Annotated in this window: 23 protein-coding genes and 1 tRNA gene; 12 read left to right on the forward strand and 12 right to left on the reverse strand. The window is 58.9% G+C overall.

What is annotated here, in order from left to right; translation table 11 throughout:
- Positions 1-53 precede the first annotated feature (53 nt).
- Positions 54-129 (reverse strand) — tRNA-Thr (locus tag CORAM0001_RS03310).
- Between the two features lie 361 nt (positions 130-490).
- Here CORAM0001_RS03310 and thrE point away from each other — a divergent pair.
- From thrE to CORAM0001_RS03325, 3 genes are all read left to right on the forward strand, one after another.
- A complete protein-coding gene (gene thrE / locus CORAM0001_RS03315; RefSeq protein WP_005510108.1) occupies positions 491-2,119 on the forward strand; it encodes a threonine/serine exporter ThrE in 1,629 nt (542 codons plus the stop codon).
- A 254-nt stretch (positions 2,120-2,373) separates the two neighbouring features.
- The gene (locus tag CORAM0001_RS03320; protein WP_005510239.1) at positions 2,374-2,751 is read left to right on the forward strand and encodes a hypothetical protein; all 378 of its coding nucleotides are present in this window, start codon (positions 2,374-2,376) and stop codon (positions 2,749-2,751) included.
- A 14-nt stretch (positions 2,752-2,765) separates the two neighbouring features.
- On the forward strand, positions 2,766-3,242 hold the full coding sequence (locus CORAM0001_RS03325) for an META domain-containing protein (protein WP_005510263.1): 477 nt from the start codon (positions 2,766-2,768) through the stop codon (positions 3,240-3,242).
- Here CORAM0001_RS03325 and CORAM0001_RS03330 read toward each other — a convergent pair.
- Together CORAM0001_RS03330 and CORAM0001_RS03335 are read right to left on the reverse strand one after the other, a co-directional pair.
- Positions 3,224-3,847: a flavin reductase family protein gene (locus tag CORAM0001_RS03330; protein WP_005510090.1), complete on the reverse strand. Its 624-nt coding sequence runs from the start codon at positions 3,845-3,847 to the stop codon at positions 3,224-3,226. The genes CORAM0001_RS03325 and CORAM0001_RS03330 overlap by 19 nt on opposite strands.
- A 102-nt stretch (positions 3,848-3,949) precedes the next feature.
- Complete coding sequence (locus CORAM0001_RS03335; RefSeq protein WP_005510120.1) at positions 3,950-5,056, reverse strand: LacI family DNA-binding transcriptional regulator; 1,107 nt, start codon at positions 5,054-5,056, stop codon at positions 3,950-3,952.
- A gap of 318 nt (positions 5,057-5,374) precedes the next feature.
- Between CORAM0001_RS03335 and CORAM0001_RS03340 the strand changes: the two genes are divergently transcribed.
- The 3 genes from CORAM0001_RS03340 to CORAM0001_RS03350 are packed head-to-tail and all read left to right on the forward strand — an operon-like array spanning position 5,375 to position 7,940.
- Positions 5,375-6,385 carry a metal ABC transporter solute-binding protein, Zn/Mn family gene (locus CORAM0001_RS03340; protein ID WP_005510192.1) on the forward strand — a complete coding sequence of 337 codons (1,011 nt, stop codon included), beginning with the start codon at positions 5,375-5,377 and terminating at the stop codon, positions 6,383-6,385.
- 2 nt (positions 6,386-6,387) lie between these two features.
- Positions 6,388-7,068, forward strand: coding sequence for a metal ABC transporter ATP-binding protein (locus CORAM0001_RS03345; protein ID WP_005510128.1), 681 nt, complete (start codon positions 6,388-6,390; stop codon positions 7,066-7,068).
- A complete protein-coding gene (locus tag CORAM0001_RS03350; protein WP_005510206.1) occupies positions 7,068-7,940 on the forward strand; it encodes a metal ABC transporter permease in 873 nt (290 codons plus the stop codon). Before CORAM0001_RS03345 ends, CORAM0001_RS03350 begins: the two co-directional genes overlap by 1 nt.
- 571 nt (positions 7,941-8,511) lie before the next feature.
- Here the strand turns inward: CORAM0001_RS03350 and rlmB are convergent.
- From rlmB to CORAM0001_RS03365, 3 genes are all read right to left on the reverse strand, one after another.
- Positions 8,512-9,456 (reverse strand): 23S rRNA (guanosine(2251)-2'-O)-methyltransferase RlmB, encoded by a 945-nt coding sequence (rlmB, locus tag CORAM0001_RS03355; RefSeq protein ID WP_005510182.1) that lies wholly within the window; start codon positions 9,454-9,456, stop codon positions 8,512-8,514.
- A gap of 57 nt (positions 9,457-9,513) precedes the next feature.
- A complete protein-coding gene (gene cysS, locus CORAM0001_RS03360) occupies positions 9,514-10,917 on the reverse strand; it encodes a cysteine--tRNA ligase (RefSeq protein ID WP_040361096.1) in 1,404 nt (467 codons plus the stop codon).
- Positions 10,918-11,057: 140 nt separating this feature from the next.
- Positions 11,058-11,633: a CarD family transcriptional regulator gene (locus CORAM0001_RS03365; RefSeq protein ID WP_005510159.1), complete on the reverse strand. Its 576-nt coding sequence runs from the start codon at positions 11,631-11,633 to the stop codon at positions 11,058-11,060.
- 154 nt (positions 11,634-11,787) lie between these two features.
- Between CORAM0001_RS03365 and CORAM0001_RS03370 the strand changes: the two genes are divergently transcribed.
- Together CORAM0001_RS03370 and radA are read left to right on the forward strand one after the other, a co-directional pair.
- On the forward strand, positions 11,788-12,474 hold the full coding sequence (locus tag CORAM0001_RS03370; RefSeq protein WP_005510087.1) for a hypothetical protein: 687 nt from the start codon (positions 11,788-11,790) through the stop codon (positions 12,472-12,474).
- Positions 12,475-12,766: 292 nt separating this feature from the next.
- Positions 12,767-14,326: a DNA repair protein RadA gene (radA, locus tag CORAM0001_RS03375; protein ID WP_005510208.1), complete on the forward strand. Its 1,560-nt coding sequence runs from the start codon at positions 12,767-12,769 to the stop codon at positions 14,324-14,326.
- Here radA and CORAM0001_RS03380 read toward each other — a convergent pair.
- Together CORAM0001_RS03380 and CORAM0001_RS03385 are read right to left on the reverse strand one after the other, a co-directional pair.
- Positions 14,323-15,033: a hypothetical protein gene (locus CORAM0001_RS03380; protein WP_005510193.1), complete on the reverse strand. Its 711-nt coding sequence runs from the start codon at positions 15,031-15,033 to the stop codon at positions 14,323-14,325. The two genes, radA and CORAM0001_RS03380, sit on opposite strands and share 4 nt — an antisense overlap.
- Before the next feature lie 4 nt (positions 15,034-15,037).
- Complete coding sequence (locus CORAM0001_RS03385) at positions 15,038-15,670, reverse strand: carbonic anhydrase (protein WP_040361053.1); 633 nt, start codon at positions 15,668-15,670, stop codon at positions 15,038-15,040.
- Positions 15,671-15,699: 29 nt separating this feature from the next.
- On the opposite strand from CORAM0001_RS03385, the gene CORAM0001_RS03390 reads away from it, so the two are divergent.
- A complete protein-coding gene (locus CORAM0001_RS03390; protein ID WP_050773587.1) occupies positions 15,700-16,632 on the forward strand; it encodes an HhH-GPD family protein in 933 nt (310 codons plus the stop codon).
- Positions 16,633-16,769: 137 nt separating this feature from the next.
- Positions 16,770-17,957 carry a lipase family protein gene (locus tag CORAM0001_RS03395; RefSeq protein ID WP_005510233.1) on the forward strand — a complete coding sequence of 396 codons (1,188 nt, stop codon included), beginning with the start codon at positions 16,770-16,772 and terminating at the stop codon, positions 17,955-17,957.
- A gap of 60 nt (positions 17,958-18,017) precedes the next feature.
- Here the strand turns inward: CORAM0001_RS03395 and CORAM0001_RS11320 are convergent, their stop codons facing one another.
- The 3 genes from CORAM0001_RS11320 to CORAM0001_RS03400 form a co-directional block, all read right to left on the reverse strand.
- Positions 18,018-18,194 (reverse strand): hypothetical protein, encoded by a 177-nt coding sequence (locus CORAM0001_RS11320; RefSeq protein ID WP_005510144.1) that lies wholly within the window; start codon positions 18,192-18,194, stop codon positions 18,018-18,020.
- A gap of 132 nt (positions 18,195-18,326) precedes the next feature.
- On the reverse strand, positions 18,327-18,449 hold the full coding sequence (locus tag CORAM0001_RS11590; protein ID WP_005510086.1) for a hypothetical protein: 123 nt from the start codon (positions 18,447-18,449) through the stop codon (positions 18,327-18,329).
- Positions 18,450-18,528: 79 nt separating this feature from the next.
- Complete coding sequence (locus CORAM0001_RS03400; RefSeq protein WP_005510175.1) at positions 18,529-19,362, reverse strand: DUF1266 domain-containing protein; 834 nt, start codon at positions 19,360-19,362, stop codon at positions 18,529-18,531.
- Positions 19,363-19,492: 130 nt separating this feature from the next.
- On the opposite strand from CORAM0001_RS03400, the gene CORAM0001_RS03405 reads away from it, so the two are divergent.
- Together CORAM0001_RS03405 and CORAM0001_RS03410 are read left to right on the forward strand one after the other, a co-directional pair.
- Entirely contained in the window at positions 19,493-20,056 is a 564-nt protein-coding gene (locus CORAM0001_RS03405) for a hypothetical protein (RefSeq protein ID WP_040361056.1), read from the forward strand.
- 257 nt (positions 20,057-20,313) lie between these two features.
- On the forward strand, positions 20,314-20,898 hold the full coding sequence (locus CORAM0001_RS03410) for a hypothetical protein (RefSeq protein ID WP_244261981.1): 585 nt from the start codon (positions 20,314-20,316) through the stop codon (positions 20,896-20,898).
- A gap of 123 nt (positions 20,899-21,021) precedes the next feature.
- Here the strand turns inward: CORAM0001_RS03410 and CORAM0001_RS03415 are convergent, their stop codons facing one another.
- Positions 21,022-23,754, reverse strand: a complete 2,733-nt coding sequence (locus CORAM0001_RS03415) for an ATP-dependent Clp protease ATP-binding subunit (protein WP_005510185.1) — start codon at positions 23,752-23,754, stop codon at positions 21,022-21,024.
- Positions 23,755-23,784 lie beyond the last annotated feature (30 nt).

The following is a 23,784-nucleotide window of genomic DNA, read 5'->3' on the forward strand; positions in this document are numbered from 1 at the left end:
TCCCCCCTAAAACCAAAGAACCCCAGGCCAGAAAACTTCCTGACCTGGGGTTTTGGAGCCGGAAACGGGACTCGAACCCGTAACCTACTGATTACAAATCAGTTGCGCTACCAATTGCGCCATCCCGGCAACTTTAAAGCGACCCTTTTTGGCGTTAGCCGTCGCTGGCTCGAAAGAATCAGAGTCAACCTGAGAATCGAACTCAGCTGTGCCGCTGACAGGCGATTGTACAGGTTGGCAAGCAGAAGTTAAAAACGACACCACAGGAAAACTGCAACGGCACTTCTTGAACACTTTCCTAAACGCTAAAAGCCCCGCTCAGATAGGCATATTCACCGCCTCAAAAACGAATTGAGATTCTAGGTCGCTGACGGAGTAGTGTGACTATCGCTAAATCACTGGGGCTATGTTTCTGCAACGTCTCCGCATCGCGTCTTTGCAGCATCACTGCAATACACCCCAGGCAGTATCGGGGAAAGGAAGTGTCGACATGTCATTCGCTGGTGACAGCAATTCCAACGCCGGAGAAAACTCCGCTGCGAAGAATGATCTCTACGACGCTGAAACCACTGTCTCTTACGACGACACTCCGCAGACCCAGTTTCCTGCCATCGAAGATCAGTCCACCTTCAAGCAGCGCATGATTGATTTCGTTTCCGGCCCAACGGCAACTGTTGACCTAGTGCACTCGACCACTACCCCACTGCCGCTGGCACCGATTGATTATTCCGACCCCAGCCAGGTCACGGCCGTACTCGATCTCGCTGCCCGCATCGGCGGACTGCTGCTGGCATGTGGCTCGGGCAACCGCGATACCGAGCTGCAAATTAAGGCCGTGACCTCAGCCTATGGCCTCACCCAGATCCAGGTCGACATCACGTTGACCTCCGTGACGGTCTACCACCTCATCGGTGCCCGCCGCACTCCTATTACGGCTATGCGCGTTGTCAGCGCACCGGTTCCTGACTTCGAGCGCCTGCGCCACACCGACCGCGTCATCCGCCGAATTCGTGCAGGCCACCTGAGCTTGGAGGAGGCTATTGAGGCTATCGACAAGGTCGAGCGTGAGCCCGCAAAATATCGTCTCCGCGTCATCTACGCTGGCTGGGCATTGCTGGCTTCATCTGTGACTGTGCTGCTCGGCTCGGGTTTCGAGGTCGCCCTCATCGCGGCTGCGGTCACACTGGCCATCGTCATCGTGATTGGTGAACTCGCCGCCCGCGAGTTGCCCACATTCTTCCAGAACGCAGTCGGCGGTCTCATCGCCACACTCTCCGCTGCTGTGCTCAATGCGGCGCAGGCGTATCTCCCCTTTGAAATGCAGCCATCCAGGCTAATTGCCTCGGGAATTATCGTGATGCTCGCCGGCCTAACCCTCGTGCAAGCACTGCAAGACGGCATCACCGGCGCACCTGTGACTGGCTCCGCGCGCTTCTTCGACACCATGTTGTTGACCGGCGGCATTGTCGCCGGCATCGCAATGGGCATCGAGTTTTCCGGAATGCTGGGCATTCCGCTTCCCGACGTCATCGCGGGCTCCGACCTCAACCTGGCACAGGCAACAGTGAGGGTGATAGCGGGAACTACCGCCTCAATCGCATTTGCGTTGGCCTCGAATGCTGGGTTCACCGCGTTGTCAGTGTCCGGCACGGTCGCCCTGCTGGGGTCGATGACCTACTACTACGTGTTGACTCCGCTGGGAGTTCATCCGGTGACTAGCGCAGGCGCGGCAGCAACGCTGATTGGTCTCATCGGTGGCCTGCTGGCACGACGTTGGTCCATCCCACCGCTGATTACGGCAGTAGCAGGCGTAACCCCACTGCTTCCGGGAATGACGATCTACCGCGGTATGCACGCACTGCTGCACGACCACCCGACCAAGGGGTTTACAGCGCTGGCCTCAGCGCTAGGCATTGCGACGGCACTAGCTGCGGGCATTGTCCTCGGTGAATGGATGGCGCGCAGGCTCCGTCGCCCTCGCGCACTGCGCGAAGACAGTGGCCTGACCCGCCCAATCCGGGCTGGTATGCGTCGCATCCGTCCAGTGAATCCGCGGAACAAGCCTCGACGCCCACGCAACTACCGCTTCAAGGGCGGTATGAACCCGCGCGTGGACTAGTCGCTGCGTGAACTAGTCGCTGCGTGAACTGGTCGCTTCCGGAACCAGGTTGTCCACACCGCGCGACCTATCATCAACGTGGTAGAATAAGGTTTTTGAACTGTAAGTAGCGCTTAAAGCTGAAACTGCGTCATCACAATCCCATTCCTTCTCCGCTGAACTCGGTTGAGCTCAGTGACGGGAGCATGTGGCGAGATGACTGGCAGAAGTAGGTATAACGGGCGCAATTAAAGCCATGCTTGCCAGGAGGATTCGTGCCACCGAAGGTCACAGACACTCGCACTGCTCAGAACGAGGCTCTTCACAAGGTCGAAGAAAAGACCGCTGCTGGCGCACGGCGAATTGTGGCTACCTTCGCCGAGGACTTCTACGATGCCGTCACTCTGATGTGCATGCTCGGAGTGGAGAAGGAAGGCCTGAGCTTCAAGAAGGTTCACGAGGAGTACGAGAAGGAAAACGCTCCGAAGACCGCAAAGCGCACACGCAAGTCCACCAAGAAGACTGCGAAGAAGTCGACCAAGAAGTCCGCAAAGAAGTCCACTCGTAAGACGGCGAAGAAGGCTGCAAAAAAAGCCGCCAAGAAGACGACGAAGAAGGCTGCTAAGAAGACCACCAAGAAGGCAGCTAACTAACGGGGTCACGCAGCATGGGTCTGAGCGGGAAAAAGGCGGTTGCCGCAGTAGCTGTCGTTGCGGCAGTGTCCATGACGGCTACCGCATGCCAGGCAAAGCCGGCAGCGGAGATCGTCGGCAAGCAATGGCAGATTACCGCGATTTTTGATGACCCAAACCTGCCCCACGGTGTGCCGGACGGAACTCAAGCACCGACTATTACGCTGGGGCAAACAACGTATACCTTCGCTGATTCCTGTGGCAACGGCTCTGGTTCGCTGCAGTGGAAGGGCGAGGCGGTCGAATTCGGCACCCCGGAGCAGACTCGCAGTTTGGACTGCTCAGACCAGGCGCAGACCTATTCGGAGCGCTTCCACAAGATTGTTGCGGGCGAATTCGTCTACACGCAGGACAACAATGGTCTGCGCATGCGAGAGATGAAAGACACCAAGCCAGGCGAGGATCGCCGTGGCTGGACTGCGACAACCTCGGGTTACACCGAGGGGCGCTGACGCCACTTCTGATCAACAGGCGCATCGGTGCCGGGGTGAGAAACCCGTGCGTAAGAACCGCGGTGGTAAATGAGCGGATTGATTTCTTCACGCTTGCCGATAGCCGCAATATCCGCCGTCACAATCCAGTGATCGCCGCCTTCGTAAACATCGACGACGGTGCAATCAATCCACACGGAGCAGCCGTGCAGTAATGGATTGCCCAACTCAGAGCGGGTCCACTTCCCCATCTTGAACTTTTCGCCATTACTGCGACCGAAGGCTGCCGAGATATCCTCCTGATCCTCAGCCAACACATTGACGGAAAAACGTCCAGCGTTCCGTATATGTGGCCAGGACCGCGAGGTCTTCATGACCGTAAACAGAACCATCGGTGGAGTGAGACTCAGGGAGGAAAAAGACTGGCAGGCGAAACCGTACGCCTCGCCTTCATCCTCGGTGGCAATAATGGTCACGCCAGTGGTGAACTCACTCATCGCGCCACGGATAGACATTTCATCCAATTCGACGGGGCCACCAAGTTCGACATGGTCGTCGCAGGTAGCTTCCGGACTATTGAGAGCCGCAGCTGATCGGTCGGTGCTCGAATTTGTTGAATCTGTCATGTAATAGACCTTAATCTGAATCCGAACACAGTAAAGACGAGGTGGGGTTTACCACCCCAGGAACCTCCGATAGCGCCACGATGTTGTTACCTCGTCAGCCCGCTACCCGGCTGACGGTGCCGACGGCGCTGCAGTTGTCGTCCCAACGACAAACTCAGTCTCAAGCAAGACACGAGGAGCGCGACCGCTGTCCTCGTGTGTGGCCTCAAGCTCCTCGGCCAGCGCGCGGCCGACGGCAATGCCCTTCTGCCTATTCGGCTGAATCACAGTGGTCAGATTGTGGAAAAGCGCGCGCTCAATTCCGTCAAAGCCGGTGATGGACAGGTCCTCCGGAACACGAATTCCGTTCTCCTTGGCATATTCCAAGACCGCAATTGCCTGAGTATCCGTGGTACAGACCACCGCCGTGAGATCCGGGTTGTCGGTCAGCAGCTGGCGAGCCGCATCGCGGTTGTTCTCGCGGTCATTGAGGTGACGCTCGATGATAGGCACATCCGCCTGCTGAATACCGACCTCGGCAAGTGCTTCCAGCGCACCTTCGACGCGGTTCTTCTGCACCTGGTGATGAGCTTCTGCCAGCCGCTTCTCCGTGACATATCCCGAGTTCGGGGTACGCGACAAGCGCACTGAAAGGATTCCCACCTTGCGATGTCCCAACTCAGTCAGGTGCCGCACCGCGGGCTTGATGGCCTCGCGGTCGTCGATGCCCACAAACGGTAGAGCCGCCGCATCCGCAGGCTGGTCGCACACGACCGTCGGCAAGCCGCGAGCGCGCACCGCAGCGAGGAACGGATCGTTGTCCGCGACGGAGTAGACCACAAAACCGTCGACCACCGCCTGCCGAATCAAATTGAGATCTACGTCCCCGCCCTCCTCGGAGGAAGCTGGAATGACCAACATGGAGTCGCCCATTTCGCCGAGCTCCTCTGCGAGGCCGGCGAGAAAATCCACCGATGCAGGGTCTTCAAAAGCGAACGGGAGGTGCTCGGTGAACAGCACGCCGATGGCGCCAACCCGGCGCATGCGCAGACCGCGAGCCATTGGGTCCGGCCCCGGATAGCCAAGCCGCTCCGCAGTTTCCAAGATGTGCTCCCGCAACTTCTCCGAGAGCTGGTCAGGACGGTTGTAAGCATTAGACACAGTCGTGCGCGAGACCCCAAGTTCTGCTGCGATGGAAGCCAAGGTGCCACGACGACGCCGACTTTGCACGGAATACCGACCCTTCTTGAAAAAACCAACAGCGACTGCCCGCTCAGATATCTTCGTCCAGCTACCTCAGGTAGAAAACCTCAGTTTTATGGAAAAGAACTGCAACGAGCATCACACACATCTAATCGCGGACAACTTTACCCAACGAATGTGCGCGACTGTCATTTCTGCCACTCCGGCAGAGGTCCGCCTTGTGACTGGGTCTCCGCAGCCCCTACTATGTTCTTTGAACTAAAGGACAACTGTTTTCAATAGCGGTTAATGCTCAGGAGCTGAATAAAGGAAATAATTCAGCCCGCAACAGGATTGGATACATATATGAAGGCACGCTTTTCCACGCGCATCGCGGCGCTAGTCGCCAGCGCCGGCCTCGTCGCAGGTCTCGGCGCATGCTCCAGCAATGATGACAGCGCTACATCCGCAGGCAAGTCCGAAGACACCATTAAGGTGGTCACCTCCACCAAGGTCTGGGCAGACGTCGCCGACGCAGTCACCGACGATGAGAAGGTCTCCATCGACCCGATTATCGCGTCCAACGACATCGATCCTCACTCCTACGAACCGGCCGCAGCCGACATGGCAAAGGTAGAGGACGCCGATATTCTCATCGCAGGTGGCGGGCATTACGACGCATGGCTGACCTCCTCCCTACGCGACGCAAAGGACAAGGTCATCATCTCTGCGCTGCCGCAGGAAGAGGGCCACGAGCACGACCACGACCACGAAGGCCACGACGACCACGAGGGCCACGACGACCACGAAGGCCACGAGCACGACCACGACCACGAGGGCCACGACGACCACGAAGGCCACGAAGGCCACGAGCACCACCACCATGACGGCGAAGCCAACGAGCACGTCTGGTACGACACCGATGCGGTTGAAGAAACTGCAGAGCAGCTCGCCGATGCTTTGACCAAGCTGGGCGCCAAGGCAGACGCCAAGGCTGTCGATAAGGAAACCAAGGACATCGAAGAGGCCAAGAGCAGGCTCAAAGCCGCTAAGGTTGCTCAGGTTCACCCGCTGGCCGATGACATCCTGAAGGACACGAAGGTCGAGGACATCACCCCGAAGGGCTACCGTCAGTCCACGCTGAATGAGTCCGAGCCGTCGGCAAGCGACGTCAATGAAATGCTGAAGCTGATTGAGTCCGGTGAACTGGACTACCTCATCGACGCACCGCAGACCCACGACCAGGTCTCGCAGCGCCTCGTCGAGGCAGCCAAGGCAAAGGGCGTTAAAATCGTCGATGTTTTTGAGTCGCCGAGCGCTGACCAGTCGTTCTTTGACCTCTACAAGCAAACCCTTTCCGATATGGAGTCCGCATAACTTTGCCCTCACTGACTTTTACTGACGCAGCCGTTGAGCCGCTGTGGTCCGGTCTCAATTTGAATATCGAGCCCGGCGAGTTCTTGGCCATCCTAGGCCCTAACGGCGTCGGCAAATCCACGCTGCTGACCACTGCCCTTGGCATGCGGCGGCTGACTCACGGTTCAGTAAAAGTCGACGGGAACCTGGGCTACATTCCGCAGCAGCGGATGTTCGAGCCCTCGCTGCCCATTCGGGTTCGCGACCTCGTCGAGTTGGCGGCCGGCAAGAACCGCTCCGCCACCGAAGAAATGCTGGAGTTTGTCGGCGCATCGGGTATTGCGGATCGTCGCGTCGGCACGCTCTCTGGCGGTCAGCAACAGCTTGTCCGTCAGGCGCAGGCGCTCGTTTCGGCGCCGGATTTTTTGCTTTGCGACGAGCCCCTGCTCTCCCTCGACCCTGCGGCACAACGAACCACGGTCGAGCGCCTGGACCGGCATCGCCGGGAAAATGACACGGCAGTCGTCTTTGTCACCCACGACATCAACCCCATCCTGGGTGTCTGTGACCGAGTGCTCTACCTGACACCGCATGGACATGCGGTCGGATCGGTCGAGGAAATTATCACCTCAGAGACGCTCTCGGAGCTATACCAAACCGAAATTGTGGTTGCCCGTGTCGAGGGAAAGTTGGTTATCGCCTAATGGGCCTAATTACTCAATACCTCTCCGACACCGCTGCCCTACTCCAGGTCGGATTCGTCCACAATGCCCTCATTGCAGCGGCACTGCTTGGGCTGATCTCCGGCATCATCTCGCCACTGATTGTCATGCGACAGATGAGCTTCACTGTCCACGGCACCAGCGAACTTGCCCTCATGGGCGCATCCGCGGCTCTACTACTTGGTGTCAGTGTCAGCAGCGGTGCCATTATCGGCTCGGTGCTCATCGCAATAGTCCTGGCGGCGCTGTCGCTTCGAGGGCGCCAAGATGCGGTTGTGGGCGTGGTCTTGAGCTTCGGGATGGGCCTATCGGTGCTGTTTATCCACCTCTACCCCGGCCGAACAAGTACTGCGTTTTCACTTCTCACCGGCCAAATTATCGGCCTGACTGACACTTCTTTATGGACGATGGCCATCGTCGCGGTCATTGTCGTCGGCGGCGTTGCCTGGAAATGGCGGCCGCTGCTATTCGCCTCCGCCGACCCCATCATGGCCGCCGCCAGTGGTGTCAACGTCAAGGCGCTATCGATCTACTTCGCAATTCTCACCGGCCTCGTCGCCGCCCAGGGCGTGCAAATCGTCGGCTCTCTGCTCGTCATCGCCCTGATCATCACCCCTGGTGCCGCGGCCGCATTCGTCACCGCCTCGCCTGTAAAAGCCATCATCCTGTCGACCATCTTCGCCGAGTTCGCGGCTGTCGGAGGCATCGTTCTCTCGCTCGCACCGGGCATCCCGGTCAGCGTTCTAGTGACAACAATCGCGTTTGTCATCTACCTGTTCTGCTATGCCATTGGAGCGGTGCAGTCACGCAAGGCAACGCGTGACGACGTTCAGGCTGCCAAGTGGAGCAAATAGACGCATACGCTTTTCGGAGTTCCATCACTTTTCGGAGCGGCTTTCAAACAAGAAAAACATCGGGCAGCCCCTCGAGTGACGATTACGGAGAAGGTGCGTCCACCTTCCCTCTCGTCACCGAGGGGCTGCCCGTATTTTTGCTGGATTCTCTAAAAGCAGACTCCAATACCCCCAGCTTTTTAAGACTGCGAGACTGCCGAAATGGGGTGACCCGGCAGACAGAAAAACTAACGCTGAGGATGTCATGGTCTGACAGCTCAGTGACCCAAAGCTAGCTGTACAAGCCACCGCTAGGTCCGTGCGTATCCCCAAACTACGGCCAATTACGCCCCTATTTCTAGGAGCATGATTTGCCCGCCCTCCCCTTCGAGAAACGACGGATAATTTTCTGTTGGAAGTGATAATAACGCCGTTATTTCTGCAGCGCACGCCGGAAATAGAATTATCTTTAAAGCGCTGAACTACTGGGGGTAGCCATAAGTACCGGCCGCAATTTAGAACCCAAAATACCCCACGTAAACGCCATTACTATAACGAATTGATAATGACACCTACGGGGGTATCAAATGCGCTACTGACTACTCTTTGCCCGGCGCTGGCGGGCAAACTCACTCAGGGTCACACCCGCAGCAACGGAAGCATTGAGCGACTCCACCCAGCCGGTCATCGGAATGGACATGATGGTGTCACAGGTATCGCGCACCAGGCGCGAAAGGCCCTTACCCTCGGAGCCGACGACCACGACCACCGGGGTGGTGCCGTCGTAAGTATCCAGAGTGTGGTCGCCACCAGCATCCAGTCCAACGATCTGGTAGCCAGCCTTCTGGAACTGCTTGAGCGAGCGGACCATGTTGGTTGCCCGAGCAACTGGCAGACGTGCAGCAGTACCAGCCGAGGTACGCCAGGCCACGCCCGTAATGGCGGCCGAGCGTCGCTCCGGAATCACCACACCGTGACCGCCGAAGGCCGCCACCGAGCGAATGACCGCACCCAGGTTACGAGGGTCGGTGATGTTATCCAGGCAGACGATAAGCCCCGGCTCACCGGTCTTGGCCACCGAATCAATCAGATCTTCGACAGACGAGTACTTGTACGACGGAATCTGCAGACCGATGCCCTGGTGCATGGTGTTGCCGGTCATGGTGTCCAGCTCGTGGCGGGGCACCTCGCGAATCGGAATACCACGGGAGTTAGCAATACGCACTGACTCCTGCAGGCGCTCGTCATTGTCGGTGCCCAGCGCCACGATCAGCGCTGCCGCTGGCACCTTCGCATGCAGGCACTCCACGACCGGGTTACGGCCGACTACCAGCTCAGTACCATCTCCCTTGCGCTCATGACGCCCAGAGTCACGGCGGCGCTTCTCATTCGCCCGCTTATGAGCTGCGTGATAAACGCGGTCCTCAGCCTTCGGGGTCGGCCCCTTGCCACGCAAGCCACGCTTTTGGCCACCGGAGCCGCCGACGTTCTTCTTGCTTGCCTTGCGCACTGCACCACGACGACCGTTGCCTGCCATAGCTACCTGCTTCCTGTTGTTAATAGTTTTCTCTAGCCTAAAGCCAGCTTTTCAGCCCTAGTCAGCGACAGACCATGCCGGGCCATCAGCGGTATCAGTTACCTCGATACCCGCTTCCTTCAGACGGTCGCGCACAGCATCAGCCGTAGCCCAGTCCTTCTCTGCACGAGCCCGAGTGCGCTCCTCCAACTGGTGCTCAACCAGCACACCGAGCGCATGCATTGCCGCGTCAGAACCGGAATCGGAGGTTGCCCACTGCTCATTCAGCGGATCGAATCCAAGGACTGCGGCCATCGCGCGGACAGCACCGGCAATCTCCTTGGCCTTGGTCTCGTCGCCGTCGGCAAGCGCCTGGTTGCCCCCACGAACAGCGTTGTGGATTTCCGCAAGCGCGCGTGGGACGGCGAGGTCGTCATCGAGCGCGGCTTCGAACGCCGGCGTCCACTCACCGATTTCGATATCGCCGAGCTTATCGACGGCACGGTGCATAAACGCCTCGATACGACGGTAGCCCACTGCCGCTTCCTGCAGAGCCTCCTCGGAGTACTCCAGCACGGAGCGGTAGTGCGCACTACCGAGGTAGTAACGCAGCTCAACCGGACGAACCATGGTCAGGATATGCGGCACGGACAACACGTTGCCGAGCGACTTCGACATCTTTTCGCCGGCCATTGTGACCCAGTGATTGTGCATCCAGTAGCGAGCAAAGCCGTCGCCGGCTGCGTGCGACTGCGCAATCTCGTTTTCATGGTGCGGGAACTGCAGGTCGAGACCACCACAGTGGATGTCGAACTCGGAGCCCAAGTAGTAGGTGGCCATGGCGGAGCACTCCAGGTGCCAGCCCGGACGGCCATTGCCCCACGGCGTCGGCCACGAAGGCTCGCCAGGCTTGGCAGCCTTCCACAGCGCGAAATCGTGCGCACCGCGCTTGCCCGGAGTGTTGGTCTCGCCCTGCTCCATCTCGTCGACGCGGTTGCCGGACAGACTGCCGTAGTCACTACCTTCAGCCTTGGACCAGGCATCCACGTCGAAATAGACGCTGCCATCGACAGCGTAGGCGAAGCCGTTATCCATCAGACGCTGCATGTACTCCACCATCTGAGTGACATGACCGGTAGCGCGCGGCTCAACGCTCGGTGGGAGGACACCGAGCTGGTTGTAAGCCCAGGTAAATTCACGCTCAAAGCGGGAGACCCACTCCCACCAAGGGCGGCCGTGCTCGGCGGCCTTGTTCAAGATCTTGTCATCGATATCGGTAACGTTGCGCACAAAGACGACGTCATACCCCTTGGCGATCAGCCAACGGCGCAAGATATCAAAGGCCACGCCGGAGCGAACATGGCCAATGTGCGGCTGAGCCTGCGGGGTCGCACCGCACAGGTAAATGGAGGCATGCCCCTCGCGGAGAGGCTCAAAATCCTTCAGTTGGCGGGTTGCGGTATCGAAGATTTGAAAAGTCACAGCCCCGAGCATAGCGGGGAAATAGATACGGGTGAAAAAGAGAAAACGGCTAGCGCACACGGGCAATGTGTGTGCGCTAGCCGTTAACCGGAAAAGTGCAGAAAATCCCTACTGAAAGGAACCGGGGAGGGGGGAACGACTTATGCGTCAGCGTCCAGGTCCACCGGCTTATCGTCGGCCTCATCCTTCTTCTCACCGGCGGCACCTTCCTGCGCCAGCGCGCGGTGACGCTCGATAGTGGCATCGACGCGGGCAAAAACTTCCTCGACCTTGGCCTCATCAACGCCGTCGGCAAGCGCGAGCTCACCGACGAGAACCTGGCGAGCCTTGCTCAACATACGCTTCTCACCGGCGGACAGACCGCGGTCCTGATCGCGGCGCCACAGGTCACGAACTACCTCAGCGACCTTGTTAATGTCGCCCGAACCCAGGCGCTCCTGGTTGGCCTTGTAGCGACGAGACCAGTTGCCGGCCTCTTCGACGTCGGTCTCACGCAGAACGGAGAAGACCTTCAGCAGCCCCTCTTCACCGACAACATCGCGGACACCGACCAGCTCGGCATTCTTGGCGGGCACCTGGATATTCAAATCACTCTGCAGAATCTGCAGTACGAGGTACTGAACGGTCTCACCGTTAAGCTCTCGTTCAATGATGTTTTCGATTTTCGCAGCTCCGTGGTGCGGATAAACTACGGTATCGCCAATGCTGAATTCCATGTAATGCACACGCCCTTTCCAACGGCCTTCCACCCTATCATGTCCCCCCATGATTTTACGGGTAGTATGAGAACATCTTAGGAAGACACTAAGGTGTTCTTTAAATACTGAAAATCCTATCGCCCATCCTCAAGCTACTGGAGGAAATCTAGTCATGGCCTTCAAGTCCGTACTTCGCCGCAGCGCCCTCATCACCGTCTCCGCAGCATCCGCAGTTGCGCTTGCTGCTTGTGGCGCCGGTCAGATTTCGCAGACCGCAAATCAGCACCCGGCTGTAGACGGTGCGATGAACGGCGGCGAAGATGCTGCCGGTAAGGGTGCTGAGAACACCAACTCGGCTCTTGGCTTCGTCAACATCCGCGACGCTCACATCCTGGTTGACCCGGAGGCTGGTACCGCTGGTCTGAAGTTCTCCGCCAGCAACCAGCAGCGCGCTACCGAGTCGGTCTACACGCTGAAGTCCGTCACCGTTGAAGGTATCGGCGAGGTTGAGCTGAAGAAGGTCGCTGAGACTCCTTCCTTCGCTAAGGCTGCCAAGGGTGACAAGTCCCTGCCGCGTGAGTGCCAGATCGTCGCTGGCCCGAAGTCCGTCATCGATCCGCTGGCCAAGACCGCAAAGGACAACACCGGCTGCATCGGTTACTACACCAATGAGCTGGACCCGAGCACCCTGGTTGGCGACAAGAGCAGCGCTGCTGGCCAGAACCGCGAGGCCACCTTCGAGTTCGCTGACCCGCAGGGCCAGACCAACACCTACGACCTTGACATCACCATCTCCGCTGACATTCTCGAAGCTGGCGCACCGAACCGCGGTGCTGACGGCATGCTTGAATCCAAGTAAGCGCGGCACAGTGGTGTTCCTGCGCTGTTCGCGCGCAGCGCACTTTTAGGTGCTGGTACAGCGCAGTCCTGCCCCGCAAATAACGCGAGGAGCTTCATCGAGCGGGCATGGGCGATTGGTCGCTTGATACGGGTCACGGCAGTACAGTCATCCTTGACACAAGTCATTGACACTGCCCTGGCCCGCTCTCGCGTATCTGGGGTGAATTTTCTCGCGACATTCACCTCATACCGCACAACACGCGTTGTGGCGTCTGTCGTGTCGCCTCTCTTGAAGCAAAGGTGGTTGCACCGTGGCCAAGACCAAAGACGAAGCCTACGAATGCTCAGCATGCGGCTGGCAGGTGTCGAAATGGGTCGGCCAATGTCCCAATTGCAAAGAGTGGGGCACGCTGGAGAAGGTGACTATTCGCTCCAGCAGTGGGAAGTCCATCTCCACGCTGGAGGACAAAATTGCTGCACGGGCAGCCAAGCAACGTCGCCGTAGCGCTGCCGCAACGGAGCCCGGCGCGCGGGGTGGTCGTCGAAAAGCATCTTCCACTTCCGTCGCGGCTGAAAGCCAGCGTCTAGTACAGCGCGCGCTTGACGACGAGGCGGAGGAACGTTTCCTCGCCGAGACATCCGCAACAGATCGAATCCCCACTTCATCTTCCGAGTTGACCGCGATTACGGGGATTTCCGCCAAGGCTGCGCACGCGGTGCGCACGGGCATCGGTGAGCTGGATCGAGTGCTCGGTTCCGGTATTGTGCCGGGTTCGTTGGTGCTCTTGGCGGGCGAGCCGGGGGTTGGTAAGTCGACGCTGCTACTTGAAGTGGCCTACCGCTGCGCGAACGGCGATTTGGGGCCGACTCTTTACGTCACCGGTGAGGAATCGGTCGGCCAGGTGCGGCTGCGTGCCGAGCGCACTGGTGCACTGTCGGACTCGCTGTACCTGTCGGCAGTGTCGAATATCGAGGATGTCATCGATCTGACGCTGGAGCTCTCCCCCGGTCTGCTCATTGTGGACTCCGTGCAGACGATGCGTGCCGACGTCGAAGGTGCTCGCGGTGGCGTTGCCCAGGCTCGCGCCGTAACCTCTGCCCTGGCAGCACTGGCGAAGGAAACCGGGACTGCAATCTTCCTGGTAGGGCACGTGACCAAGGACGGCAATGTGGCCGGCCCGCGTACGATGGAGCACCTGGTTGATGTGGTGCTCAACTTCGAGGGCGATAGGCATTCGGGGCTACGCTTCTTGCGCGGCCTGAAAAACCGCTTCGGCAGCACCGATGAGGTGGGCTGCTTCGAGCAGACCGCGGGCGGTATTGCGGAAGTTGAGGATCCCTCGGGGCTGTTTTTGCATCACCGAACGCCGACCTCGGGAACTGCAATTACCGTGGCCATGGATGGCCGCAGGCCGCTGCTGGCGGAGGTTCAGGGCCTGGTTATCAATACCGAGGCGCACAACCCGCGCCGCAATGTCTCCGGTCTCGACCCTCGGCGCGTGCCGATGGTCGCGGCCGTGCTGACTGAACACGGCAACTTCAAGCAGTTGGCTCGCATGGAGATGTACGTATCCACCGTCGGCGGTATGACGCTGTCGGAGCCTGCCGCGGACCTGGCGATTGCGCTGGCATTGGCCTCATCCATGACTAAGCGGACCTTCCAGGACAAAACCATTGCACTCGGCGAACTGGGGTTGGCCGGAGAAGTGCGCCGAGTGACCGATCTGGAGTGGCGACTTAAGGAAGCTCATCGAATGGGCTTCGACACGGCAATTGTGCCCAGAGGCGCAAAAGGCCCGGCAGGGATGCGACTGCTGGAAGCAGGCACCGTTGCCGAGGCCATTGAACTTGGGTTGGGAACTAAGCGCTAGCGCATGTTGAACGTGTAGGCGTCAGAGTTGTTGTCACCAATCACGCCGTAGAAGATGTACGACCCGGAGGGCGCTGGGACGCGGTCTTCTTCGGAGCACTTGTTCGGCGCCGAGGTCAGACGCGACCAAGTGGCGGCATAGTTGACTTCCTCGCCCGGTGCCAATACCAGTTCACCGTGGCCTTCGGAGTCATTGCAGTCCACATCCGACCAGACACGCTCGTATGTTGCCAGGTCGTAAACCTCGAAGCGCAACTGCTGCTCATCGAGGTTCACGCGGCATTCACCGCCGGTGGGATTGTGGACGGTGATTGCCAGAGTCGGCTGCTCATCGCCATAGTTCGGCTGATCCGAGGTGGCAGTCACCTGCAGATCTGCAAGGCTACAGTCCTTTTTGTTCGCAAGCGCCGCCTGAGCGTCATCCTTCGCGGAATCTTCGCCTTCCTTGTCGCCCTTCTTGGCGCCCTTGTCAGACTTATCGTTCTTCGAGTCCTTGTCAGGCTTAGGCGCGTAAGGTTCCTTGGGCTGTTCCGGAGGGGTCACCTCTTTCCCGTCATCCCTGGTGACATTCACCGGTTCAGAATCCTCGCTGTCCCGGTTTACCAGTGCGGAAATACCCCAGCCCAGGAGAACGAGGATGATAACGAGCAACACCGCCGCGGCGATACGCCGACGCCGGTAGATTTCTGGAGGCAGCTTATTGGTCACACATTTAGGTTAGCGGGTTCTCACTGACTCCATGGGTAACGACGGTCTCAGCGCGTCCGTCCTCCAAGCGGTACCGCATACCGACAACGCCCACCTCGCCGGTCGCCAACCGCGATGAAATCTCTGGCGAGCGATCAATAATGTGATTAACAATCTCGCGCACGTGGCGACGCTCAAATTCGTCGATTTCAGTCTCGCCATCCTTGCGAGCCGCCAACAGCGACGGGGTGACCTTCTCAATCAGCACACGCTGGAAACCACCCGGCAGTTCGCCACCGTCCAGTGCAGTCTTCGCCGCAGCCACTGCGCCGCAGGACTCGTGGCCGAGAACAATCACCAGCGAAACTCCCAGACCATCAACTGCGAATTCCAGCGAAGCCAGCACCGACAGGTCGGTGATCTCACCGGCAGTACGGATCACAAATACATCGCCCAGGCCCTGATCGAAGATAATCTCCACCGGAGCACGGGAATCCGAGCACGCCAGCACAACGGCCTTCGGCTTCTGCCCCTGCGTCAGCTGCTTACGACGAACCAAGTCCTGGCGAGGATGCGCAGTCTTGCTCTCGCAGAAGCGGAGGTTTCCGCGAACCATCGATTGCCATACACTCTCAGGAGTCCTCTCAGAATTGCTCATAGCTATATTGTGCAACGACTCCGCTGTTTATGGGAAAGCGAGAATGTAGATTGACCTCTGCAATTAACCAATCCGACGACTTCGACGTACACGTCGATGCCGCCTTACGTGATTGGTATCGCGCCAATATGCGGCCACTTCCCTGGCGCGAAGAAGGCACTTCACCATGGGCTGTGCTCGTCAGCGAAGTGATGAGTCAACAGACTCCCGTCGCCCGGGTAATCCCCTCGTGGCGCGCCTGGCTGGAAAAATGGCCCACCCCAGCCGATCTGGCAGTCGCTCCCAAAGATGAAGTCCTGCGCATGTGGGGAAAACTCGGCTATCCCCGACGTGCGCTCCGGCTGCGTGAATGCGCAGAAAGAATCGTCGAAAAGCACGACGGCGAAGTGCCGAGTGACGTGGACACACTGTTAGCTCTTCCGGGGGTAGGAGACTACACCGCTCGGGCGGTTGCGGCGTTTGCTTTTTGCGCGCGCACGCCGGTGGTGGACATCAACGTGCGCCGCGTACTTCGGCGACACCGCCAGGGCACGTACCTACCCGGCACCGCCAAACGCGCCGACATGGCGCTCGTCGAAGAGTTCCTACCACTCGACCCCACGACTGCGGCCGAAACCTCTGTCGCGCTCATGGAACTCGGCGCTACCGTCTGCCGAACCACACCCGAGTGCGAGGTCTGCCCCATCGCCACCAGTTGCGCCTGGATCGCCGCCGGTCGCCCCGAACCCGAAGACCACGAAATCGCCGCAGCTAAACGGCGTGTGCAGAAGTTCGAAGGCACCGACCGCCAAGTCCGGGGCTTGCTTCTCGACGTGCTTCGCGCCGCCGACTCCCCCGTCGAACAGGCCGCTCTCGATGCGGTCTGGGATGATGCGCATCAGCGTTCCCGCGCACTGTTCTCTCTGCTTAACGACGGACTTGCGGAGCAAACTCCCGATGGCCGCTTCCAGTTACCCCGTTAAAGCCGAGCCAATGCTCCAGTAAAGACCAGATTCGAACAAGTGCGTTGCCTAGAATTGGGAACATGAATGCCTCGCTCCATCGACCTCAGCGCCAACGCTGTCTCTTTGGGGCTAGTAAACGCAGAATTGCGCTGAGCATGGTGCTCGGAATTTCGCTGTTTGGCACTAGCGCAGGTGTGCTCGCTGGTTGCTCAGCGGTCGATGGACTAGGCGCAATTGACTTCGGCTCCTCGGATTCTGACTCTTCTGCGGTGAAGCGATTGCCTCCGGGGCAGGTAATTACGCAGACACCATTTCCGGTCAATGCGCCCGCACGGGCACAGCGGGTCGTGTTTTCCTCCACAGGTGCACGCGACCACCGCCAAACAGCGGTGTCTGGTACCGTATTGCAGCCCTATGCCCGCTGGTCGGAGAAGTCCCCACGGCCTCTGGCGGTGATTGCGCCGGGGACTCTCGGGATGGCTGATAACTGTGCCAGCTCGGTTGCGCTGCGCTACGAAGCACCTCCGACGCCTCCGGCACCTCAGCTGCTGGCACAGGGATGGAATGTTGCCATCGTGGATTACCAGGGGCTCGGCACGCCTGGAGTACATCCGTATCTCAACCGTGAGATTGCCGGGAATGACACGCTCGATATGGCACGAGCGACTATTGAAACTTTACAACTACCTGCAGATACTCCGATTGCGCTGTTCGGCTACTCGCAAGGCGGAGGTGCCACCGCTGCAGCCGCCGAGCTAGCCGATGAGTACGCCTCGGAGCTGAACATCCGCGCTGTTTACGCCGGGGCTATTCCGGCCGATCTCACCGACACTGCGCTGCATATTCGCGGCTCGGCGCTGGCGGGGCTCGTCGGATACTTCATGAACGGCTTGATTGCAGAGTACCCAGAGACCAAAGAACCACTCGAGCGCATGCTGAGCCCGCTGGGGCAGGACTTCCTGAAGCTCACAGCCGATGAATGCATTGGCGCGACTGTCGAACGTTGGCCTCGCAATGACACCAAAGCTTTTACGGCCAACGACTTGGGGATCGCGGAGAATCTGCGCTCACCGGAGCTATCCGCCGTCGTTCGACGCCACGTGGACGAACAGACTCTGGGCACAAAGACTCCCAGTATGCCCGTGTTCGTTACCCATAACGCATTGGATGATGTGTTACCCGTGACGTCGGCACGCGAACTTGTGCAGAAATGGCAAAAGGCCGGCGCCGACATCACCTACGTGGAGGTCGACACTGACCTCGGTGATGGTACGCACGGCCTTGCCTACGTGCTCACCCACGACGAGATGCTTGCGTGGGTGAATCAGAAAATGGGGTACTAGCGCACTAGCGCCCTAGCTGTACTGACGGTGGAATGCTCACCGCCAACCACCAGCCGCTAATTACTTCTTCTTCCAACGGCCGCGGAAGGTCAGCCCCTTGCCCAGTCGGACGGTGTAACCGCCACGGCTGTTAATGGTCACTGGACCGATACGCTTAGAACCAGAGACTCCCGAACCCGAGTAGTTCAGCCACGTGTCCTTGTCCAGGTTCTGCTTCTTGCGAAATTGAATCCCCATTTAGTTCTCTCCCTCGGAGTTATCAGATTCGGTCTCTGCCTCGGCAGTGTCCTGATCGGCAGTACCTTTGATGTCGCCAGATGCAAACGCTCAGGATACCGTCAGCACTGCCGAGAACGCCCGTCATCTTCCTCAGAACCGGCCAAGGCACTGCCCATCGGCATCAACGTTACCGGCCTTGCCCTTGTTGGTGAAGGTGAACTTCGCCTTGTCGACGTCCTTGGACTCGCCGTCCCTGCACCATAGATGCCTCAATCCGTTATTTGTGACCGCCCCCTAGTGAGCTCATGAAACCGGCCACCGCCACAGCGCGCCGAACAATGACGACAGGTAGTTAGTGCAAACCGCCCAGGGATGCGAATGGCTCCTCGGCCTGGATGTCGTGCAAGGGCACGCGCACCCAAGGCGAATCACTGTGTGCGAGCAGCTCGGTGAGCCGTTGCGATTGATCCTTCATCGCAGCGGTGACGTCGGGCTCACCATCACTCGCCCAAATCATTCGACCCCACCAGAAACTAGCGGCTACGTCAGCCCACGACACGAAGTAGCGCTGCAGCGCCGCCACGGCCTTGTCTGAAATCTGAAGGAACTCTTCTGGAGAAATCCAACCCAGCTCCGTTGCCGGGCCACCAACGTTATGGATTCGGATTATGTCCCATGCGCGCGTAGTGGTGGGCAGTGCCGGGGCCGCTGCTTTGGCAAAGCCCTCCGAGCGCAACATCCTTACGAGGTAGCGGAACTTACGTTCACCACGACGCGGATCCGCGCCTTGGGCAGTAAAGAAGTCTTTGATGAAATCGACCTTTTCCTCCACTTCCGCATCTAGCTCGCGCTCGGGGACGTCCTTCACGGCGTATGCGAGGGGTAAAACCAGGTCATCTTCCACGTGCTGGCCACCTTCGAGCAGAGCATCAATAACCTGATACGCTTCCTGTGCACCAGTGACCCCCCAGTTTTGCTCGAGAGATGTTTTGTAGTACTTGGCTGCCCTTGCGTTGATGGCCTCAACCCCTAGCGGGGTCGCAAACGCCTTATTGCTCTTGTACACCATTCCCCAAGAGTGGCGGCGCACCTCATCTTTGCTCGGCGCCGGTTCCGGCCATGGGAACTTTGTAAGGCGGTAGATCCAAGTATCATCAAACTTTGCTGGCGTGAACGTAGGGCTCATATCCTCACAAAGTACCGAGGTTTCGGGGTTGAGTCAGTGTTACTTCACACACCACCCCAACCCTGGGGTGATTTATGTCATAGCACTGAACCTCAGGCGCGGTTTTTATTGTGTTGCTAGTCTCGTGTGCATGACAGGATCCCAGATTACATTGACCGACCGGCCAGATCTCGGTGCCGCACTTGAACGTGCCGGTAATTCCGGGATTGTGCGCACTGCCGCCGTCGCTGTTGTAGAAGGCCTTGGTGTCGACGAGATTGTGCTCGAGGCCGCCGCTACAAAAACCAGTGGAGTAGATGGCGCAGCGTTCGTCACCAACCGAAGAATTCTCGTGACCGCCAACAAGAAAGATCCGTCTCAATTCGAGTTCCTTGAACTCGACAACCTCGCCAATGTAATTGTTCTGCCTTACAAGGGCGGCTGGGCCGTCGTGGCCCAGCTCTACAACACATATAAAGTGTGGAGCGGTTTCACAGAAAAGGCTGCGAAACGTGTGCAATTTGCCGCCCAGTGGGCTCTGACCGCAGGCCGAGAGGCACGAACTGAGGCCTCTCGTGCAGTGTCGTCGACAGAGCTTTTTGAGCGATGGAAAGAAAATAAGCACCGTCTCAATCGCAATAGTTTGGAAGAGTTTGTAGAGTCGATGCGCTCCCTGTATTCCGACATTGATTCACGGTGGTGGACTGAAAAATGATTCGACTTGCATACCCAGGTTCGCCCGACCGCTTAAATGGGGCAGAAGACACATCACACATCGAACAAAACCTGGCTATTGCGGAAAATGGCTATCGCCATTACATCAAGCATGGCTCGTTACTAGAAACTGGAGCGTCTCCAGCAAATACGACTGCCGCCTCAAGGTCGAACGCCAGCGCGGGCACGACAGGTGCCCAGACCCGCGGCGCATCGAAAGGCCTCAGCGTAAAGAAGCAGCTATTACTCCTCCCCTTAGTGATAGCGGGCATCGTGGTGCTAGCGATTGCCTACGTTGCAGCTAAAGACGCGCTCTTTAGTGACAAGTCAGACGAGTCCGCTGCTCCCGCACAGTCCGCCGCTGAAGCACCTGCCGATCCCGGCGCTTCCAACGGTGGCGCTACCGGTGCTACTGGTGGGGATACCGCTGGCGGCCTCACCCCTGCCGACCACGCACCCGAACCGATTGCTAGTTTCGTGCGGGCCTGCACAGACTATGAAGTGGTGTTTAGCTACTATGGTGCGGATAGCGCCCCTGCCCCACAGGCAATGGGTACCAACTGTTCCGTGGATACTACGAAGGCTCCCGCCGTTGGTTACGTAGTCTTCACCGATGACCCTGCCGCCACCGCCGCCGTTCGTGACGGCAAGCCCGTCTTGGATGCCGTTGAGATTCCGGCAGAATCAACGCGCGGTTCCACATTCAAGGCGCAGAGAGTGGAGTCCCTCATCACAGTTGCGGAAATCCTCCCAGAGGACCAGGGAATCGTTGAGTACATGATTAAGAATGATGACCCCGAAGTGGCAAAGAAAGCATTGGTCGACCTCGGCGTGGCCAAGTAGAACTACAACTCTCCGCGCTTTTAGGAAAGACCGCATATAGACACACTGCCGCCCCAGTTCCTCCCATAATGGAGTCGGAACTGGGGCGGCAGTGTTCGTTGGTACTGCTAGCGGCTAAACCTCTTAGAGCGGCTGGCCAGCACCCGCACCAGCCGGTGGCGGGTTGTGGCCGTCGTCATCGGAGTCCGAACCGGACTCTAGGTCGGTTCCAGCGGCGGTGGAACCGCCGTCACCCAGTACATCCGGGGTGATGATATCGGGCTCGCTGGTACCAGCGCTGCCGAGAACGTCCTTGCCTTCCTCGGAGTCATCCAGAGCACCGCCGTCGGCATCGACGTTACCGGCCTTGCCCTTATTGGTGAAGGTGAACTTCGCCTTGTCGACGTCCTTGGACTCGCCATCCCAGCCTTCGACATCGATGAAGACGGTCTCGCCGAGACCAACCTCACCGTAGAGAATCTTCTCGGAGAGCTGATCCTCAATCTCGCGCTGGATGGTGCGACGCAGCGGACGGGCGCCGAGCACCGGATCAAAGCCACGCTTGGCCAGCAGGTTCTTGGCGCGGTCGGAAATCTCCATGGTGATGCGCTTCTCGCCGAGCTGGTCGCTGACGCGGGTCAGCATCAGGTCGACCATCTGGACAATCTCGGCCTGGCTCAGCTGCTTGAAGACCACAATCTCGTCGATACGGTTCAGGAACTCCGGACGGAAGTGCTTCTTCAGCTCATCGTGAACTTTGTCCTTCATCCGCTCGTACTTACCGTCTTCATCGGCCTCACCGACACCCGAGAAGCCCATGCCGACGGCCTTGGAAATGTCGCTGGTACCGAGGTTCGAGGTGAAGATCAGGACCGTATTCTTGAAGTCCACCACTCGACCCTGCGAGTCGGTCAGACGACCGTCTTCCAGGACCTGCAGCAAGGTGTTGTAAATCTCCTTGTGGGCCTTCTCAATCTCGTCGAAAAGCACGACGGAGAACGGCTTGCGGCGCACCTTCTCGGTGAGCTGGCCACCTTCTTCGTAGCCAACGTATCCGGGAGGGGCACCGAAGAGACGCGAAGCGGTGAAGCGGTCGTGGAACTCACCCATATCAATCTGAATGAGTGCGTCTTCCTCACCAAAGAGGAACTCGGCAAGGGCCTTCGACAGCTCGGTCTTACCAACGCCGGACGGGCCGGCGAAGATGAACGAACCGGACGGACGCTTCGGGTCCTTCAGGCCAGCGCGGGTACGACGAATAGCGCGGGAGACAGCACTAACGGCCTCTTCCTGACCGATGATGCGCTTGTGCAGCTCGTCCTCCATACGCAGCAGACGCGAGGACTCTTCCTCGGTGAGCTTGAACACCGGAATGCCAGTCCAGGAAGCCAGGACCTCCGCAATCTGCTCCTCACCGATCTCAGCGATGGTGTCGGACTCGCCCGCACGCCACTTCTTCTCGCGCTCGCGGCGCTCTTCACCCAGCTTGCGCTCCTTATCGCGCAGACCAGCTGCCTTCTCGAAGTCCTGCTCGTCGATGGCGGCTTCCTTCTGGCGACGCACATCGGCAATCTTGGAGTCAATCTCCTGCAGGTCAGCCGGGGCAGTCATGCGCTTGATGCGCATACGAGCACCGGCCTCGTCAATAAGGTCAACAGCCTTATCCGGCAGGAAGCGGTCGTTGATGTAGCGATCCGAGAGAGTAGCGGCGGCAACCAGCGCCTTGTCCGAGATGGATACGCGGTGGTGAGCCTCGTACTTATCGCGGACACCACGCAGAATCTCGATAGTGAGATCCACGCTCGGCTCCGGCACGTTCACCGGCTGGAAACGACGCTCGAGAGCGGCGTCCTTCTCGATGTGCTTACGGTACTCATCCAAAGTGGTAGCACCGATGGTCTGCAGCTCACCGCGAGCCAGCTTCGGCTTCAGAATCGAGGCCGCGTCAATTGCGCCCTCTGCGGCACCGGCACCGACCAGCGTGTGAATCTCATCAATAAACAGGATGATGTCACCGCGCTGGTTAATCTCCTTGAGCACCTTCTTCAGACGCTCCTCGAAGTCACCTCGGTAACGGGAGCCCGCAACCAGCGAGCCCAGGTCGAGGGAGTAAAGCTGCTTATCCTTCAGCGTCTCCGGCACACGACCGTTGACGATGTCCAGCGCGAGCCCCTCCACAACGGCGGTCTTACCAACGCCCGGCTCACCAATCAGAACAGGGTTGTTCTTGGTACGACGAGAAAGGACCTGCATAATGCGCTCGATTTCCTTCTCGCGGCCAATGACCGGATCCAGCTTGCCCTCGCGCGCAGCCACGGTCAGGTTACGACCAAACTGATCGAGCACCAGCGAACCGGACTGGTGGTTACCCTCCTGCACACGAGCGCCGGAAGTAGCACCGACCGGACGCTGCTCCGGAGAACCATCGGACTCATCGCCCTGGAAACCGCTGAGCAGCTGAATAACCTGCTGACGTACGCGCGGCAGGTCAGCGCCGAGCTTAACCAGGACCTGAGCGGCAACACCTTCGCCCTCACGAATCAGGCCGAGCAGCAGGTGCTCAGTACCGATGTACTTGTGACCCAGCTGCAGAGCCTCGCGCAGAGAGTACTCCAGCACCTTCTTTGCACGCGGGGTAAACGGCACGTGACCGCTCGGCGGCTGGGAGCCACGACCAATAATGTCGACTACCTCCGAGCGCACAGCGTCCAGGGAAATACCCATGGACTCCAGCGCCTTGGCAGCCACACCGTCGCCTTCACTAATCAAGCCGAGCAGGATGTGCTCCGTGCCGATGTAATTGTGATTGAGCTCGCGTGCCTCATCCTGTGCTAGGACGACAACGCGACGTGCTCGGTCCGTAAACCTCTCGAACATCACTGCCCTTTCAAGTGTCTATTTTCGCCG

The organism is Corynebacterium amycolatum SK46 (assembly GCF_000173655.1).
GTDB lineage: Bacteria > Actinomycetota > Actinomycetes > Mycobacteriales > Mycobacteriaceae > Corynebacterium > Corynebacterium amycolatum_A.

Bases quoted from the DNA above. Each gene is read 5' to 3' on its own strand.
- thrE (WP_005510108.1), top strand. From the start codon at position 491: ATGTCATTCGCTGGTGACAGCAATTCCAACGCCGGAGAAAACTCCGCT.
- CORAM0001_RS03325 (WP_005510263.1), top strand. From the start codon at position 2,766: ATGGGTCTGAGCGGGAAAAAGGCGGTTGCCGCAGTAGCTGTCGTTGCG.
- CORAM0001_RS03330 (WP_005510090.1), bottom strand. From the start codon at position 3,847: ATGACAGATTCAACAAATTCGAGCACCGACCGATCAGCTGCGGCTCTC.
- CORAM0001_RS03340 (WP_005510192.1), top strand. From the start codon at position 5,375: ATGAAGGCACGCTTTTCCACGCGCATCGCGGCGCTAGTCGCCAGCGCC.
- CORAM0001_RS03350 (WP_005510206.1), top strand. From the start codon at position 7,068: ATGGGCCTAATTACTCAATACCTCTCCGACACCGCTGCCCTACTCCAG.
- rlmB (WP_005510182.1), bottom strand. From the start codon at position 9,456: ATGGCAGGCAACGGTCGTCGTGGTGCAGTGCGCAAGGCAAGCAAGAAG.
- CORAM0001_RS03365 (WP_005510159.1), bottom strand. From the start codon at position 11,633: ATGGAATTCAGCATTGGCGATACCGTAGTTTATCCGCACCACGGAGCT.
- CORAM0001_RS03370 (WP_005510087.1), top strand. From the start codon at position 11,788: ATGGCCTTCAAGTCCGTACTTCGCCGCAGCGCCCTCATCACCGTCTCC.
- CORAM0001_RS03385 (WP_040361053.1), bottom strand. From the start codon at position 15,670: ATGAGCAATTCTGAGAGGACTCCTGAGAGTGTATGGCAATCGATGGTT.
- CORAM0001_RS03390 (WP_050773587.1), top strand. From the start codon at position 15,700: ATGGGAAAGCGAGAATGTAGATTGACCTCTGCAATTAACCAATCCGAC.
- CORAM0001_RS03395 (WP_005510233.1), top strand. From the start codon at position 16,770: ATGGTGCTCGGAATTTCGCTGTTTGGCACTAGCGCAGGTGTGCTCGCT.
- CORAM0001_RS11320 (WP_005510144.1), bottom strand. From the start codon at position 18,194: ATGGGGATTCAATTTCGCAAGAAGCAGAACCTGGACAAGGACACGTGG.
- CORAM0001_RS03400 (WP_005510175.1), bottom strand. From the start codon at position 19,362: ATGAGCCCTACGTTCACGCCAGCAAAGTTTGATGATACTTGGATCTAC.
- CORAM0001_RS03405 (WP_040361056.1), top strand. From the start codon at position 19,493: ATGACAGGATCCCAGATTACATTGACCGACCGGCCAGATCTCGGTGCC.
- CORAM0001_RS03415 (WP_005510185.1), bottom strand. From the start codon at position 23,754: ATGTTCGAGAGGTTTACGGACCGAGCACGTCGCGTTGTCGTCCTAGCA.